Annotated in this window: 14 protein-coding genes and 1 pseudogene; 3 read left to right on the forward strand and 12 right to left on the reverse strand. The window is 36.1% G+C overall.

Annotated elements, in window-relative coordinates; translation table 11 throughout:
- Positions 1 to 3: 3 nt before the first annotated feature.
- On the reverse strand, positions 4 to 1,032 hold the full coding sequence (locus tag FC27_RS01655) for an efflux RND transporter periplasmic adaptor subunit (RefSeq protein ID WP_010623998.1): 1,029 nt from the start codon (positions 1,030 to 1,032) through the stop codon (positions 4 to 6).
- Between the two features lie 160 nt (positions 1,033 to 1,192).
- Positions 1,193 to 1,930 carry an NADPH-dependent oxidoreductase gene (locus FC27_RS01660; RefSeq protein ID WP_010623999.1) on the reverse strand — a complete coding sequence of 246 codons (738 nt, stop codon included), beginning with the start codon at positions 1,928 to 1,930 and terminating at the stop codon, positions 1,193 to 1,195.
- A 101-nt stretch (positions 1,931 to 2,031) separates the two neighbouring features.
- Between FC27_RS01660 and FC27_RS01665 the strand changes: the two genes are divergently transcribed.
- Both FC27_RS01665 and FC27_RS01670 read left to right on the forward strand, forming a co-directional pair.
- Positions 2,032 to 2,358: an ArsR/SmtB family transcription factor gene (locus tag FC27_RS01665; RefSeq protein WP_010624000.1), complete on the forward strand. Its 327-nt coding sequence runs from the start codon at positions 2,032 to 2,034 to the stop codon at positions 2,356 to 2,358.
- Positions 2,348 to 2,968 (forward strand): cation efflux transmembrane domain-containing protein, encoded by a 621-nt coding sequence (locus FC27_RS01670; protein WP_010624001.1) that lies wholly within the window; start codon positions 2,348 to 2,350, stop codon positions 2,966 to 2,968. Before FC27_RS01665 ends, FC27_RS01670 begins: the two co-directional genes overlap by 11 nt.
- Before the next feature lie 87 nt (positions 2,969 to 3,055).
- On the opposite strand, the gene FC27_RS01675 is transcribed toward FC27_RS01670, so the two are convergent.
- The 6 genes from FC27_RS01675 to FC27_RS01700 form a co-directional block, all read right to left on the reverse strand.
- Complete coding sequence (locus tag FC27_RS01675; protein WP_010624002.1) at positions 3,056 to 3,976, reverse strand: aldo/keto reductase; 921 nt, start codon at positions 3,974 to 3,976, stop codon at positions 3,056 to 3,058.
- Positions 3,977 to 4,173: 197 nt separating this feature from the next.
- Positions 4,174 to 6,171 (reverse strand): polyphosphate kinase 1, encoded by a 1,998-nt coding sequence (gene ppk1, locus FC27_RS01680; RefSeq protein WP_010624003.1) that lies wholly within the window; start codon positions 6,169 to 6,171, stop codon positions 4,174 to 4,176.
- A complete protein-coding gene (locus FC27_RS01685) occupies positions 6,161 to 7,534 on the reverse strand; it encodes a DUF2252 domain-containing protein (protein WP_010624004.1) in 1,374 nt (457 codons plus the stop codon). Before FC27_RS01685 ends, ppk1 begins: the two co-directional genes overlap by 11 nt.
- Before the next feature lie 393 nt (positions 7,535 to 7,927).
- Positions 7,928 to 8,431, reverse strand: a complete 504-nt coding sequence (locus FC27_RS01690) for a GNAT family N-acetyltransferase (RefSeq protein ID WP_010624005.1) — start codon at positions 8,429 to 8,431, stop codon at positions 7,928 to 7,930.
- Position 8,432: 1 nt separating this feature from the next.
- Positions 8,433 to 8,885, reverse strand: a complete 453-nt coding sequence (locus tag FC27_RS01695) for a MarR family winged helix-turn-helix transcriptional regulator (RefSeq protein ID WP_010624006.1) — start codon at positions 8,883 to 8,885, stop codon at positions 8,433 to 8,435.
- Between the two features lie 67 nt (positions 8,886 to 8,952).
- Positions 8,953 to 9,744 (reverse strand): hypothetical protein, encoded by a 792-nt coding sequence (locus tag FC27_RS01700; protein ID WP_010624007.1) that lies wholly within the window; start codon positions 9,742 to 9,744, stop codon positions 8,953 to 8,955.
- Positions 9,745 to 9,922: 178 nt separating this feature from the next.
- On the opposite strand from FC27_RS01700, the gene FC27_RS01705 reads away from it, so the two are divergent.
- The gene (locus FC27_RS01705) at positions 9,923 to 10,684 is read left to right on the forward strand and encodes a hypothetical protein (protein ID WP_010624008.1); all 762 of its coding nucleotides are present in this window, start codon (positions 9,923 to 9,925) and stop codon (positions 10,682 to 10,684) included.
- 156 nt (positions 10,685 to 10,840) lie between these two features.
- On the opposite strand, the gene araA is transcribed toward FC27_RS01705, so the two are convergent.
- The 4 genes and pseudogenes from araA to FC27_RS01725 all read right to left on the reverse strand — a co-directional run bounded on the left by araA (position 10,841) and on the right by FC27_RS01725 (position 16,092).
- Positions 10,841 to 12,271 (reverse strand): L-arabinose isomerase, encoded by a 1,431-nt coding sequence (gene araA, locus FC27_RS01710; protein ID WP_010624009.1) that lies wholly within the window; start codon positions 12,269 to 12,271, stop codon positions 10,841 to 10,843.
- Between the two features lie 24 nt (positions 12,272 to 12,295).
- Positions 12,296 to 13,040, reverse strand: a pseudogene (locus FC27_RS01715) (L-ribulose-5-phosphate 4-epimerase).
- A gap of 12 nt (positions 13,041 to 13,052) precedes the next feature.
- Positions 13,053 to 14,654: a xylulokinase gene (locus tag FC27_RS01720; protein ID WP_010624010.1), complete on the reverse strand. Its 1,602-nt coding sequence runs from the start codon at positions 14,652 to 14,654 to the stop codon at positions 13,053 to 13,055.
- Between the two features lie 34 nt (positions 14,655 to 14,688).
- Positions 14,689 to 16,092, reverse strand: coding sequence for a sugar porter family MFS transporter (locus FC27_RS01725; RefSeq protein WP_010624011.1), 1,404 nt, complete (start codon positions 16,090 to 16,092; stop codon positions 14,689 to 14,691).
- Positions 16,093 to 16,290 lie beyond the last annotated feature (198 nt).

Below are 16,290 nucleotides of genomic sequence, written 5' to 3' on the forward strand. Positions count from 1 at the left end.
GCTCTAATCTAAAACTAACTTCTGTCCAGCTTTAAGACCAGAATGTGTGTAATAGAAGTCACCATTTTTATTCAAGTTCAAATAAGTTTTCTTCTTCTTACCATTCTTTAAGACGTAGACATAGTCATCGTCATGAACAGCATCACTTGGGATCTTATAACCCTTAGAACTTGTCTTGATCTGGACATGCATACCATATGTTAAGTTTTGATCTGCAGTAACTTCAAAATGATAATACGAGACTGATGATGATGAATTGTATGGTGCTTTATCGATGCCAGTAATAGTTCCATACATCTTTTTACCATTGTTCTTGTAGACCTGAACGTCATCATTATTGTGGATACTTGTTAAAGCATATTCATTAATATTTCCGAGAACTTCTGGTTTGCCATAAACGTAATATGAACCATTGGTTTCCTTGATCAAGGTACCAGCAATCGGAGCAGTAACTGTTCGATTGGCTTCTTGGTTCAACTCAGCTAATTTATTTTGGTCACTTGTGATCTGTGCATTGTTCTGAACAATTTCAGCTGAATTATCAGTTGCTGAACTAGTTGTTGGTGTACTTGTATCTGAACTAGTTGAATCATCACCAACAAAGGCACCGATGGTTGAACTATCTGAAGAATCTCCGGTTACAGATGATGTAGAACTTGTATCGTTCACTGAACTAGCACTTTGTAATGAAGCATTAGTTGATTGCAATTGCTGAATTTCAGCATTGACACTACTGATCTGTGTTGACATATCTTTGTTAAACGTAAATAACGTTTGACCTTTTGTGACCTTTTCACCATTCTTCATTGGTGTTGAAGTTAAAGTTTCACCTTGTAATGGTTTGTCACTGACACTTTGTTTCTGGTTTGGAGCTACGACTCCACTGTAATAAGTTTCCTCGCGAGACGAAACAGTGTAAGTCTTATAATTCACTTGGCCATTTTTGCCATTGAATAAAGCTACAACGACAATTGCCAAAATCAAAAATATGGTACAAATACTCCAAATTGCATAATCAATTCTTTTACTCATAATCTTCCCCACATTCAAATTCTAAAAAAAGTCATGTCCCCATTATATATGTATTTCTTAAAAATGTATCAATGAATTCGATTACAAAATAAAAAGATAGTGAAAAAAATATTTATCACTATCTTTCATAATTAATTTTATAAAGAATTAAATTTTTTGTCTAATTAAGAGAGAATCCTTGATCCTTCAAAAATGACCCAATGTCGTCACGTCTGATTTCTTTAAAGAAATCAACATTCTTCTCTGTCCAATCCGTCGATTGATTATTACTACCACGATTTAAGTAATAGTTGTGGATCTGTTGATCATAATCAGTCAAATCAGTAAAACTGCTGATATCATAAGTATCGACTGAAAATTGATTAGACTTAGGTAAACGAGGTTTCACTTGATTTTTATTTTCTGGAAAACCAATCGTCATCCCAAACAATGGGAAAGTGAATCTTGGTAAATGTAATAACTCCGCCACGCGACGGATATCGTTCCTGATCCCACCGATATAACAAATACCTAAACCTAAAGACTCAGCTGCAACCGCCATATCTTCTGCCGCAATCGTCGTATCGACACTAGCAACTAATAGTTCTTCCATGTTTTTTAGACCATCAGTTGATTTTTTGGCGTCTTTCAACATCTTCGATTGACGATAAAGATCCGCTACAAAAACGTAGAATACTCCGCTTTTTTTAACATATGGTGCACTATTAGATATTTCCGCCAACTCATCTTTGATTGTCTTGTTACTGATTTCAATGACCGAAAAAGCTTGAACAAAATTAGACGAAGAACCGCTTTGTGCAGCTGTCATCAATTGTTGTTTCATATCAGCCGAAAGTGGTTGATCCTTAAATTGTCGTACTGAAACATGTTTTTGCATATTTGTGATTAAATCGTTCATTCCCTACACTCTTTTCTAAAAGTTTATTATTTTGGTTTACTTTCTCAGTACACATGTTATTATTTTCATATGAAAAACATCATCATATAAGGAGGAGCACCATGTCAGATATTAATCTTATCAAGCCTGACTTATTGTCGGAAGTTCAAAAAATCATGAAACTTCTAAGCAACCCGACTAGATTGCAGATGTTAAACATTCTAGAACAAAAAGAACTAAATGTCAGCGACTTAGTCTCGATTTTAAATCTAGAACAGTCCAGCGTCTCACATCAACTAGCTTCATTACGTCAATATCAATTAGTCAGTGTCCGGCGTATCGGTAAGTCTAACTATTATCGGCTGAGTGACCCCCATATACTTGATGTAATCAACGAAACGCTCGAACATGCTGATCACGTTCTTAGGGGGAAGAAACATGGTGAATGACACTAGCTTGATTAAAAAAAGTTTACAGATCGAATACTTTTCAACAGCCTGGATGGCTTTTGAATTTGCAGTTGGACTGTATTCGGGTATTACTGCGGGTTCTATTTTATTGATTGCCTTTGGGATGGACAGTTTTCTAGAAATCATTTCTGGAAGCACCTTGATCTGGCGCTTAAAAAAAGAATCTCACAATGCTTCAGAAAAGGAGATTGCCCATGCAGAAAAAATCTCTTCTACTATAGTTGGTTCGGTTTTATTGCTCTTATCAGCCTATGTGGTCTTTGTATCACTTTTCAATTTGCTTAATCATCAAGAAGCTGATGCTAGCTTATCAGGGATCATGATAGCAATTGCCTCAGTTGTACTGATGCCATTTTTGACTATCAAGAAACGTCATTTAGGAAAAAGCATCAATTCCGATGCTTTGATCGAAGACGGTATGTGCAATATCACTTGTGCTTACATGGCCGCTACCGTACTAGTCGGAGTCATCGTCACTGCATTATTTAATTTGTGGTGGATCGATTCAGTTGCAGCCTTAGTTCTAGTTTACTTTATCGCTAGTGAAGGTGCTGAATCGTTGCGAAATGGATTAAAAAATAAAAACTGATCAATGTTCCAAAAATAAAGGCTGATTCATTTGTGATTTTTCGGAAAATCACAAATGAATCAGCTTTTTTATTTTAAAAATTGATTTTTATGGCAATGTATTACCAGCTGCCAAGTACAAGTCATACCACTCTTGCTTTGTTAAGCTAACATCTGCTCCTTGAGCGCTGTCAGCAATGTGTTTAGGATTCATTGTCCCAATCAAAACTTGCATGTTAGCTGGATGACGCAAGATCCAAGCCACAGCAATTCCGTTTTTGCTGACATGGTATTTATCAGCTAGCTCGGCCAATTTTTGATTCAATTCAGGAAATTTATCGTTATCGATAAATGTACCTTCAAAAGTACCATATTGAAATGGTGACCAAGTTTGGATAGTAGTTTGCTGACGTCTTGAGTATTCAATTAGACCACCGTCGTGATCAATCGACCCAGTATCAGTCATATTAGTATGCATTCCAAAATCGATCATATTGGTATGTTCGAGACTGAATTGTAGCTGGTTGATCAACAGCTTTTGATCAAGATTTTCTTGCAAGAATGCAAATTGTTGGGGATTAAAGTTGGAGACCCCAAAATGACGAACTTTTCCTGCAGTTTGCAGCTCATCAAAGGCAGCCTTGACCTCTTCTGGTTCCATCAATGGATCTGGTCGATGAAGCAAGAATGAATCTAAATAATCGATTTTCATCCTTGAAAGGATACCGTCGACTGATTCGATCAGATGTTTCTTGGAAAAATCATAACGTTTATCTGGTACGATGCCACCTTTTGATTGGATATACAACTGATCCCGATTGACACCAGAAAGTTTTAAACCTTCAGCAAAGTGTTTTTCAGATTTCCCTCGGCCATAAATGTCTGCTGAATCAATGAAATTGATACCATTTTCATAGGCTGTATCGATAGCATCAGCGGCCTGTTTTGGTTCAATCGTACCCATCCGCATCACACCTAAGGCAACTGCAGAGGTTTGCCAATTTGTATTACCGATTTTAACTTGTTTCATTGCATTTCCCCCTCATATTACAAATTTAATTATAAACTTATTTGAAAGTATTTTATCTTTTCATATTATATGTGAAGAATTTTTGCAATCAGTTCTTTGAAATGAATATTAAAAAAGCGGTTATTTTTCCAATTCAGGAAAAATAACCGCTTTTCGTTAATGCACGTAACTTACGCATTTTTTACAAACAATCCATTTTAATTAACGTATTTACGCCATTTTAGACGTTTCAACCAAGTTTGTTGAGTCGAGATACCAAAGATCTTATGTTTCTTGAAATATTCCCCATTAGCATTCAAAAAATATGAATTTTCAGTATCTTTCAAATACATTTTGATCATTTTAAGTAATTTCTTCTTAGGCTTTTCTTCAACGACTGGTACGGCCACTTCGACACGACGATCTAAGTTACGAGTCATCATATCTGCTGAAGAGATCCAAACCTCTTGTTCCTGATCTCCATAATTGAAATTAAAGATCCGACTGTGCTCTAATAGTTCACCAACGATACTTTGAACGACGATATCTTCTTTAGCACCACATAGGCCAAGTTTCAATGAACAAGGACCACGGACAATCAATCTAAATGGTAGACCCAAGCGAGCCGCACTATAGATGGCATTAATAACGTCGATATCAGTCAAGCCGTTAACTTTCATAAAGACGCTGCCCTTACCTGTCCGTAAATAATCTTTCGTAGCTCGTTTGATGTTGTTCAAGATCATTGGTTTCATTTGGTTCGGTGAAGTCACCAACAAGTCATAGTCGACTTCTTGATGATCAGACAAACGTTCAAAGAACTTGATAGCGTCGACCACGTATGCCTTGTTGCTGGTGAAATAACTGACGTCAGAAAAGACATTTGAAGTAACCGCATTATAATTACCAGTACCGATTTGAACATAGCCATCGCCATCGTTGCCTTGTTGAACTAAGCAAACTTTCGAATGAACCTTGTTTACTCTATCGCCATATAAAACTTTAACGCCAGACGAACTCAATAATTCAGAAACCAATAAATTATGTTCCTCATCGAAACGAGCTCTTAATTCAACTAAGGCAGTAACTTTGATACCTTTTTTGGCAGCTCTTTGCAAAAGTTTTACTAGCTGAGAATTTTTTTCCGTCCGATAAATCGTAATACTGATGGCAGTAGTTTTAGGGTCATCCACTGCGGTCTCCAAATAGTTTAAGAAGACACTAAAGGAGTCATACGGATACTTCAAAAATAGTGGTGATTTATCAAGATATCTAAGGATATTCTTAGACTCGTTCCACTTATTAGCAGTGAATGGTGCAAAAACCAGATTCTTCTGCGATTTATATAGTTTGAAGAAACCATTCAATAACTTTAAGTCGACCGGACCAGGAATCTTATAGACACTCTTCTTACTGATCCCAAATAATTGAGCAAAATAACTCCGTCCCCGGCTACCATCAGCCGCAAATTCGATTCGAGTAATTTTTCTTAGATCACGTTCATTTAAATACTGTGTCATTTTGGTCAGATATTGTTTATCAGTCAACTTTTCATCAAGAAAGTCATACTTTTTATTCTTATCATAGGTGACTCGGAAAATATAAGACTTCAAAATATCATATTTTTGGAATATTTCATCAGCCACGTGCAAGATCAAATCTTCAATCAAGACATAATGATCCTCTACACCGGTAGGTATCAAGCGTCCCAAATCATTGGGAATCGCAATTGTATAAGTGTAGCCTTGTGATTGCATCAAGATGTTGAGATTGTGACGGAATTTATGTTCCGTCGTAAATGTCTTGACGACTAATTCATCAGCAATATTGCTGTGATAATAATCTTTGACGTTTTGCTTCTCGAAGTCACTCAATTCACGATACTTCAGTAATTGAAAAATATTTCTATCCTTGCATGACTCCATTAAAAGTGAAAAAGCTTCATATTGTTTTGTCATATTACGAATGTTAAATTCGTAGACAAGTTCCAAGACTTCATTCCCGGTCAGGCCAGTTCTTTTTTCCACCTTTTTACTACCGATCATGCTATGAATATTGTGCATTCTGACGCTAAAAAACTCATCTAAATTATTAGATGCAATCGCCAAAAAACGCAATTTTTCTAAAATTGGCACTTTCTGATTATATGCTTGATCGATAACACGATTATCAAACAACAACCAACTTAAATCCCTATTATAATATTTACTTTTCATTTCTTAATTCCTTTTCGAAAGACTCAAAATCATACTCTACTTGCTTAACATAATTATTGGTGAAATTCATTAACGAATTAGCTATATCAGCATACTCTTCCCCAAAGCCGATAATTAATGGATAGTTCGGTGAATGTGAATGTGCTCTTGCCAGTAATATGACACAAACTTTGACGTAATCTTTGAATGATTCAAAATCCAATTTATCAAGTTTAATGGATGATTTCATATCCTTGAATTGACGCATGTAAAAACTATATTTCTTGGTATCAAAGGCCCCTAAGAATGGATCAGAGGCGCTTTGTAAAATCAATTGACTATCAACGATATTTTGTCCTTGACTGACATTCTTATCGGAATACAACTCATCATTATTGTAAATCGGTAAGGCTTGCTTGGCTTGCAAGACCAAGTAGTTGGAATCAAGATCTTCTAACAGAATCAGATAACACAAGGTACCAACGCTACCAACACCCACACTGTGGCGGACGACATCAATAATATTGAAATCTTCCAAAAACAGTCTGACATCACTGCGTTGGTTACGTTTATAACTCTTGTATCCTTCGACTAAATTCTTGTAATCTTTGTCGTTGATATGCTGAGTGACAGGTTTATTTTCAACGAACCGGCGTTGCCCCTGTTCATTCAATTCAGTATATTTTTCGATTACTAATTTTGAATTACTGCGTTGAGCCTTTTTGATACTCTTAGCAATCACTTTATTGAATGAATCTTGGAAATATTGTTCAGTATCTTGTAGGTTACCAAATATCTCCGTAATGTTTTGAAGCGTATTGGGCAGGATAAAACGTTTCATCTCAGATATTTTAGTCATATGTTTCAGCGTATCGAAATAAGTATCAACAACCGTTAATAAGAATTCTTGAATGTCTGATTCTTCAAAACCATGGTCTCTGGCAACTAACAGCGCACTGACCAGCAATCGTTTCAAATCGTATTCCCAATGACCTAAATGAGCCTCATCGAAATCATTCATATCAAATAATAATTGTCCTTCAGATGATCCATAAAAACCAAAATTTCCGATGTGAGCGTCACCACCAACTAAAACCTTGATCCCACTATTTTCATTTCTGGACATATCATAATGCATAACATCAACTGTACCTCTTAAAAAGGCAAACAGTGACTCTGACATACGTTCTCGTTTAACAGCGAGCAATTCGGGAACTAACAGCTTGTTTTTGATATTCAATATCTTATGGATATTCCGTTTCTTAGGTTCGAATTGATTGAACTCACCGGAAACAGTCGTCGCGAAGAAACGTCCCTTGATAATTAATTGCTCTGTACTTTTAAAAGCATCTGTGTCCTGAAAAGTATATGGTGTTTGGCGCATACCCTCATCTCCTTCTAAGCTATTATACAATAGCTTAGCTAGATAACTATTAGCTTTAGTCACATTTTTACCATTAAAGTTTGCAATAACTAAATATTTTTCTTAGGTTTAATTAAAATATTGTTGTAAATATTGAATTATTCTCCAAAGCAACTGATTTATAAATAAAATTGTCAAAATATTTTTTGACAGAAAACAAAAAAATCCTTCTAAAATGATCAAATGAATTTCAAGAATATCATCTGATCATTTTAGAAGGATCATGTGAAATATTTGCACATTCAGATTATCTTAAGCATTTAAAATCGAGCGAACCTAAGCGTACAACAAATTACAATTTTTTTAAAGTGATTATATGAATATTTTTATATATCATGAGGAAAACGTTCTTATCTATTTAGTCCGAATTTTCTTAGTCATCAATAAATCTGTCTGAGGATCATCGCCCAATTTGAAGACATGCTGGCCAGTGTGATAAAAACCCATTTTTTTATAAAATGCGATGGCATTATCGTTATGTTCCCAAACACCTAGCTTTATCTCTGGCAATTTCATCAATTTAGCCGAACTAATGGCATGATCAAGGATCATCTTACCTAAGCCGATCTTTTGATACTCTTTATCGATGTAGATCCGTTCCAACTCGAAATAATCAACAAAGGCATTTTCTTTGCTATATCCTGCAATGTCACCATCAACTTTAACAAAATAAAATTTTGAATTGATGTCATCCAATTCTTTTTCTAATTGCGGTGTACTGTATGCAGTATCCAAAAAACTATCCATGTTTTCTGCAGTATTTTGCTCGCTGAAGGTATCGTAAAAAGTTTGACGTGAGATCCGTTGAATCGTGGGTAGATCATCCTTATTACAAGCAACCATTTCTATTTTATTCATTTTAATACTTCCTTTGATATCCCTTTTTTACTTGATGCCAATCATCGTCAACGTTTTCCGCAACTCGATTTAATAGGCTTTCCAATTGAGACTGTTCATCTGCTGACAATCCCTTTAACGCAGTCTGGTTAGAGTAAGCTTCCTCACGTTGCAATTGAGGATAAATTTTTTGAGCCGATTCGGTTGGAAAAATTTGTTTAGACTTACGATCCCCAGGCAAGTTCTTACGAACGATCAAGCCTTTTTTCTCCAATTTTTGCAGAGCTCTCGTGACCGTGGTTTTATCGACTTTCACCAAGTCAGCTAACTGTTCCAAAATGATTCCCGGTTGTTCGCAGATACGTGTCAAATACAAATATTGTCTTCTTGACAGATCAATGTCTTGGAACTCGATATTGGCAATCGAATCCAGTGCCCGGAAAATCACTCCGATAGGTCGTAGTATTTCAGTCATTAGCATCCTCCTAATTCTCAATTGCAATAAAATTATATTTCCTTTTAGTTGCACTTGCAATATAATTTTATAAGAAACTTAAGATACCTATCAATAAAATCGAAATAACCACATATAATATAGCTTGCATTAAAAATATGATCGATAAAACAAAGAAACCATTCATGAACACTGTCATTGGAACTTGAAAGTTGAATAACAACGTCAAAACGGCAACGACGATCACTACTACGATCCAGGATAAGATACCTTGGTTGACTGTCTGAAAATCCTCACGACTCAAATCATAACCTGTACTAGCAATCATCACTGCCAGTATCAAGTATATGATGATAAAGATCCACGATGCATTGGTCAAACCAGTGATAAAGCTATTTGTTATTTGATTAAAAACATTGCCAAATTCAGATAAATTTAAAGAACTATTTTGATTGATGTACTTAGTAAATTCCAAAGAGTTTCCTAACAAAAACTTTTGTAACAAAAAAATTGCCATCGAACATGTATAAAACGGGGCTAAACCAATGAAAAAATTACCAAGTCTTTGATAAATGCTTTTTTGGTTCCAAGAATGTTCAACTGACCCTAAATTACCAGTTGCGGCATAATGAAAATTTAATAATTGAACATGGGTCACCTTATGATGAAACAAAAAAGCAAAAGCTGCATGTCCCAACTCATGGATCGCCACACCTAGACCACCGACGGCTAATTGACTATTGGGACCTAAGTCTTCGACTAACATCTTTTTGGAAATGTGGCCAGCCCAGGAGACTACTCTTGCAGTCAAATATGGTGTCAAAACAAAGACCAACAGCATTTCGACAATTAACTCCCAATTAGAATTTCCATTCACCATAAAATCACGATCCTTTAAATTTTTTTCAATGCTATTAGTATACCAAATATGATTTAAAAGAATATCCATTACTTAAATCAGAAGCATATTATTAGAAAATTATTGCAATAAATGCTAAACTTAATTTAACAGATGTTTTAGGCTAAACTAATTTTAGAAAGGACTTTGATCAAACTTTATGAAAAAAACCTTACCAATTCTTACGTTATTATTGGCAATCGTTACAATTTCTGCATGCACCAACAATTCTCAATCTGAAAACGCTAGTTCACAAACTGAGTCGTCGATCGTCTCTCAACCAAAGGATAACGTTACTCAAGATGAGATCAAGACCAACAAAACGAATTGGGAAAATGGGATAAGTTCATTAAAGGTTGTTCATGACAAATCGTCCATTTCCGATTATGCTTCTTTTCCGACTAAATTAGCTAATTTAAAGAAAAATAATGATTATGTTATTTCTGGTACAGTTACTAATTTAGAAACAATGACCGATCACAATCAAGCTCCAATGACCAAGGCTACAATCATGGTAGATAACGTTTTAAGTGGTAATGGAAAATTGAAGAAGCACGAGATCAAGGTTATTTTCAATGGTGGTATCACGACTAATGATAAATCAAAGCAGGTTTTCGTTGAGAAGTCTGATACACCTATACCAAGTATTGGTTCAAAAATAATCACTGGTATCACTTCTAATCGAAGCGGTGACACAGATAAAGAATACGCTAAGTACTTGAAGAAAAATCACTTAGGTGGCAGCGACTCATTCGCTATTTCAGTGCCTGAATATAATCTTTGGATATACGAAAATAATTCACACAAATATGTTCTGAATAACCCTCAATTGATCGGTAAAAAAGTCTCTTATTCCAATGAAGATAATGCTAAAAAGCTAAAAAAACTGACGAAACAAATTAACCAAAACTTCAACAACTAACATCCCCTAGTCTAAAAACATCATGTGTAGACAATTAAAAAATCTGACAATCAATCGATTGTCAGATTTTTTTCTATCATATTTATATGTATGTACGACTATGTGTGTGTATATTCTTAAAGGATGATATTTATTGATAAATAATGATAGAAGGAACTATTTCAAATTAAGGTTGTCGTAAGTTAAACCAAACATTCTGCAGAGGTCATTGATTTGTTCTGAATCAACTGTGAATAAAAGAACTGTATGGTGACCACCACCAGCAGTTAACCATTGTTCGGCACCCTTCTTCCAACCTTGTTTTGGAGTCCAAAGTTGTTTAGCAATTGGCAAATGTGGTGTTTCTTTTTCAGGCTTGTTACCTTCAACATCATATGAGATCATCTTGAACTCATTACCAAAGTCAGCCATTGTAACATCGATAGCATCACCTTCTGAACCAGTAAATACTAATCTAGCAGGATCATCTTTACCACCAATGTCTAGTGGATGTACTTCAACACGTGGTTTAGTTGAAGCAATTGTTGGATCGACTTCAAGCATATGTGAACCAAGGATAGCTTCGTGACCCTTACGTAGATCCAATGTGTAATCTTCCATGAATCCAGTTTGTTTGTTATGAGAAATGATCTTAACCAAACGATCAAGAGCAGCTGTCTTCCAGTCACCTTCACCAGCAAATCCATAACCTTCTGCATTCAATAATTGAACAGCTAATCCAGGCAATTGTTCAAGACCAGCTAGATCTTCAAAGTTAGTTGTGAAAGCAGTGTATCCACGGTCATCCATAAATTTCTTCATAGCAAAGTATTCACGAATTTGATACTTAGTACTCTTTTCAAATTTCTCAGAACCATTGTCTCCTTCATTGAAGTCATAGTCCTTTTGCAATTCAGCGTATTTCTTGTTGATATCGTCTTCAGAAACGGCTTTAACTTCTTTAACTAAGTCAGCGACACCCCAGTAGTCAACAGTCCAACCAAATTTGATTTGAGCTTCGATTCTGTCACCATCAGTAACAGCAACGTTTCTCATCTTACCAGCAAAGGTAACAACTTTAATGTTGAATGATTCGTTGTAAGCAACAGCAACATCCATCCACTTAGAAATTTGTTTTTGAATATCATCGTCACCCCAGTAGCCAGAGATGATCTTGTTATTTTTACGTAAACGAGCATTAATGAAACCATATTCACGGTCACCATGAGCTGATTGATTCAAGTTCATATAATCAAAGTCAATCGTGTCGTAAGGGATATAGTTTAATTTTTGAGTGGCTAAGTGAAGTAATGGTTTTTGCAATAATTTAGTACCACGAATCCAGTTCTTAGCAGGTGAGAATGTGTGCATCCAAGTAATAACACCAGCAACTTTGTCGTTGTAGTTAACTTCCTTCATAACCTTAGTAATATTTTCAGCAGTTGTAGCAACTAACTTAAATTTAATAGGATATGGCAATTTCTTAGATTCGTTTAATTTATCAACGATTTCTTTAGCATCTTTTTCAACTGATTTTAATGTTTCAGGACCATATAAGAATTGACTTCCTGTAATAAACCAAAATTCATAATCTTGTATTTTTTTCATTGTTGATTCTCCTCCAAAATTTTATTAGTCTTCAGCATCTTTAGCGTGTTGAGCATGTTGTTTTGACTTAGCATTATTTTGTCCATAATAGGCGTTCTTACCATGTTTACGATAATAATGTTTGTCTAGCAAATACTGGGGAACTCGGATATTATCACGTGTCAATTGCAAAGCGTGATAACTGATCTCAGCAGCAACCTCCAAAACCTTTGCATTGTATACAGCTTTATCAGGAGTAGCACCCCAAGCAAATGGACCATGTTGACTAACCAAGACAGCGGGAACAGCTTCAGGATCGATGCCACGTTCCTTAAAAGTCCTGACGATAACTTTTCCAGTATTTTCTTCGTAAGCTTCTTCAATTTCTTTTTTAGTCAATGGATCTGACACTGGTACGTCACCATAAAATGTATCAGCATGAGTTGTACTTGCTGCTGGCACATCCATATTGGCTGAAGCAAATGAAACAGCCCATGGTGAATGAGTGTGGACGATCCCGTCAATATCTTTAAATTTGTTATATAAAACTGTATGTGTTGGTGTATCACTTGATGGATTCATGTTGCCTTCAACAACTTCACCATCGAGGTTTACAACGACCATATCTTCTGGTTTCAATGAACCATATTCAACCACAGAAGGTTTGATAACAAACAGACCTTTATCACGATCGATACCGGAGACATTCCCCCCAAGTAAAGGTAACTAGATCTAATTCTGGTAAACGCATATTAGCGTCGTATACTTCTTGTTTTAATTTTTCTAGCATAAATCTACCCTCTTAATCTTCAATTGCTGAACCAGCTGCTTCTTCAACTGGTAAACCAGCAACATATTTCTTAGTAAACTCTTGATAACCTTTGACACCCTCTGGTTCTGGACTCAAAGTCATACTCTCTGGATCACTGAAAACATTATGATCAAGATAGTCATCTAACGCTTGGCCATTGTTATCCTTGGCATAAAGGGCTAAAACAGCCATACCCCAAGGTCCACCTTCACCAGCATTGCCCATAACTGTGATCGGTAGGTCCAAGGCGTTAGACAATACTTGTTGGGCCATGACCTGAGTCTTGAATAAACCACCCTGAGCAATCATTACATCGGTCTTAATATTTTCTTCATTGCTTAAAATATCCATACCAATTTTAAGAGGTGCGAAGGCTGCATAAAGTTGTGTCAAAACAAAGTTTGGTAAATTGAATTTACTGTTTGGCGTTCGAACGAAAAGTGGGCGTCCAGCTTTGATATCAGTAATATTCTCACCTGATTGATAACTGTAATTGACTAGTCCGCCAGCATCAGGATCTGATTTGGTTGCTTCAAGGAACAAAGCTTCATACAGTTTATCGGCTGTGAGATTGACTCCTAATCTAGTAGCAAATTCGGAGAACAAGCTAGCCCATGCGTTAATATCTGATGAGCAGTTATTAACGTGGACCATGGCGACTGGCGACCCATCAGGTGTCATCACGATATCGATATCACGGTGTACCGATTTCAAAGGCTTTTCCAAAACGACCATTGAAAAGGCGGAAGTACCAACGGAAATATTACCAGTCCGTTTTCTAACACTGTTAGTTCCGACCATGCCGGTACCAGCGTCACCTTCAGGTGGTGCCATTACACTGCCAGCTTCTAGATTACCGGTATTATCGAGCAACTTAGCACCTTCAGCAGTCAAGTTACCAGCGACTTCACCAGCTTTTTCAACTTTTGGCAAAATATCTTTGATGTTCCAAGGATATTTTTTGACGTTATCTAATTCAGAAAATTTATTTAACATTTCTTCTGAATAATCACCAGTTTTTTCATCGATTGGAAAAGCACCTGAAGCATCGCCGATCCCTATTACTTTAGCGCCTGATAACTTCCAAGTTACGTATCCGGCTAAAGTTGTGATGAAATCAACATTTTTAACGTGATCTTCATTATTCAAAATAGCTTGATATAAATGAGCGACACACCATCTTTGAGGAATATTGAAATCAAAGACTTTAGTCAACTCTGCAGCTGATTCAGCTGTGATGTTATTTCTCCAAGTTCTAAAGGGAACCAATAACTTGTCTGACTTATCAAAAGCCAGATATCCGTGCATCACGGCACTAATACCAATCGAACCTATTTTTTTTAATGGTTGATGATATTTGCTTTGAACCGAAGCAGCCATTTGACTATAACTAGTTTGAATACCTTCCCAAACTTGTTCGATGGGATAAGTCCAAATATTATTTTCATATTTGTTTTCCCAGTTATAATTACCTGAAGCAATGGTCTTGAAATCTTCAGTTACTAATACAGCTTTGATATTAGTTGAAACTAATTCGATTCCTAATGAAACCTGACCTTGTTCAATAGCTTTAGATATTTCTACTAAGTTCATTGAAATCTCTCCTATTTGAATTTTCGTTTACTGCTTAACTTTCTTGAGTTGTGGCAGCTTTTTTACTTTCATGTCTAGTTCCTTCTTCTTCGATTTCTTCAAGAGTGTGACCTTTAGTTTCAGGAACTCTAGTTCTAACGAATAAGACACCTAACAAGCAGATGATCCCGAAGATAGCGAAGACTGCTTCTTGACTCATGTTTGCAGTCATGATTGGGAATAATAATCCAACTAAGAAAGAACCGATCCAGTTGAATGATGATGCAATACCTGACGCACGTCCACGAATTGCTAGTGGGAAAATTTCACCAACTAATACCCATGTAAGAGGTGCCCAAGTGAATGAATAGAACGCCACGAAGATACTTAAGAATACGACGATCATCATTGGGCTCATATTAGGAATCATCATATTTAAAATTGTTGGAAGGATAAATGATAGTCCCATTACCGTACCACCCAACGTTAAGAGGCTACGACGATTAAATTTATCAGCAATCAACAAGAACAATAATGAGCCAACAACCAATAAGATGCCTTGAACGATTGGCCACATTAAGGCTGAACTTGCTGCATTACCAGTAGCCTTTTCAACGATCAAAGGAATGTAATAAAAGATTGCATTAGCACCTTGGAATTGTTGGAAAGCAGCTACACCGACACCAGCAATAACCAAATAACGATATTTACCACTGAATAATGTCTTCAAAGAAGTATTCTTTTCAGCAACATGTTCATCGGTTGCTGTTTCTTGGATATTTTTAATTTCTGTCTCTACTTCGTCAGATGGTCTGATGAATGATAATACTTGTCTTGCTTCATCTAGACGATTATTTTTGACTAAGAAACGTGGTGATTCAGGTAATCTCAAGACACCGCAGAATAGGATGATAGCCGGAACGGCCGCTAAACCTAACATCAGTCTCCAAGCCAATTGTTCTGGAAGACCTTTCAATAAGAAATCAACAATATAAGAAAGCAACATACCGGAAGTGATCATTGTTTGGTTGATACCTGAAAGACGACCACGCAAACGAGCTGGAGCCATTTCAGACATATAAGCAGGTACTAAAGCAGATGCAGCACCAACAGCCAAACCTAGGAATATTCTGACAATGATCAAGTAATACTGACCATCATGTGGTGAAATACCTGAAAGAATTGAACCAATTGCAAAAATAATTGCGGAAATCAAAATCATCTTCCGACGACCTAATTTATCGGATAAACTACCTGCCAAAGCTCCACCAAAGATGGCACCAAACATAACAGCTGAAGTGATCCACCCAACAACACCAGCACTATTTTGTAGGCTCCAATCATGTAGTAAGAAAGGTAAAGCACCAGTCATTACACCAATATCATATCCAAATAAAATTCCCCCAAACGATCCGAAAAAGTAAATAAAACCACTGGGGATTTTTTTAACCTTATTCATCTATTTATCTCCTCATTTAAAGCATTTATATTTGAAAGCACTTTCATAAGCTCAAAAAATATCATAAGACATTTATACGGATAAATCAGGATAATTTTTTCACATCCTTTAAATTCATTCGGATAAATTTACCAATAAAAGTGCAATAGATTAGGATTTGCAGACAAAAAAAGACCACTCAAAAAAATTTGAGTGGTC

This window comes from Companilactobacillus versmoldensis DSM 14857 = KCTC 3814 (assembly GCF_001434295.1).
Lineage (GTDB): Bacteria > Bacillota > Bacilli > Lactobacillales > Lactobacillaceae > Companilactobacillus > Companilactobacillus versmoldensis.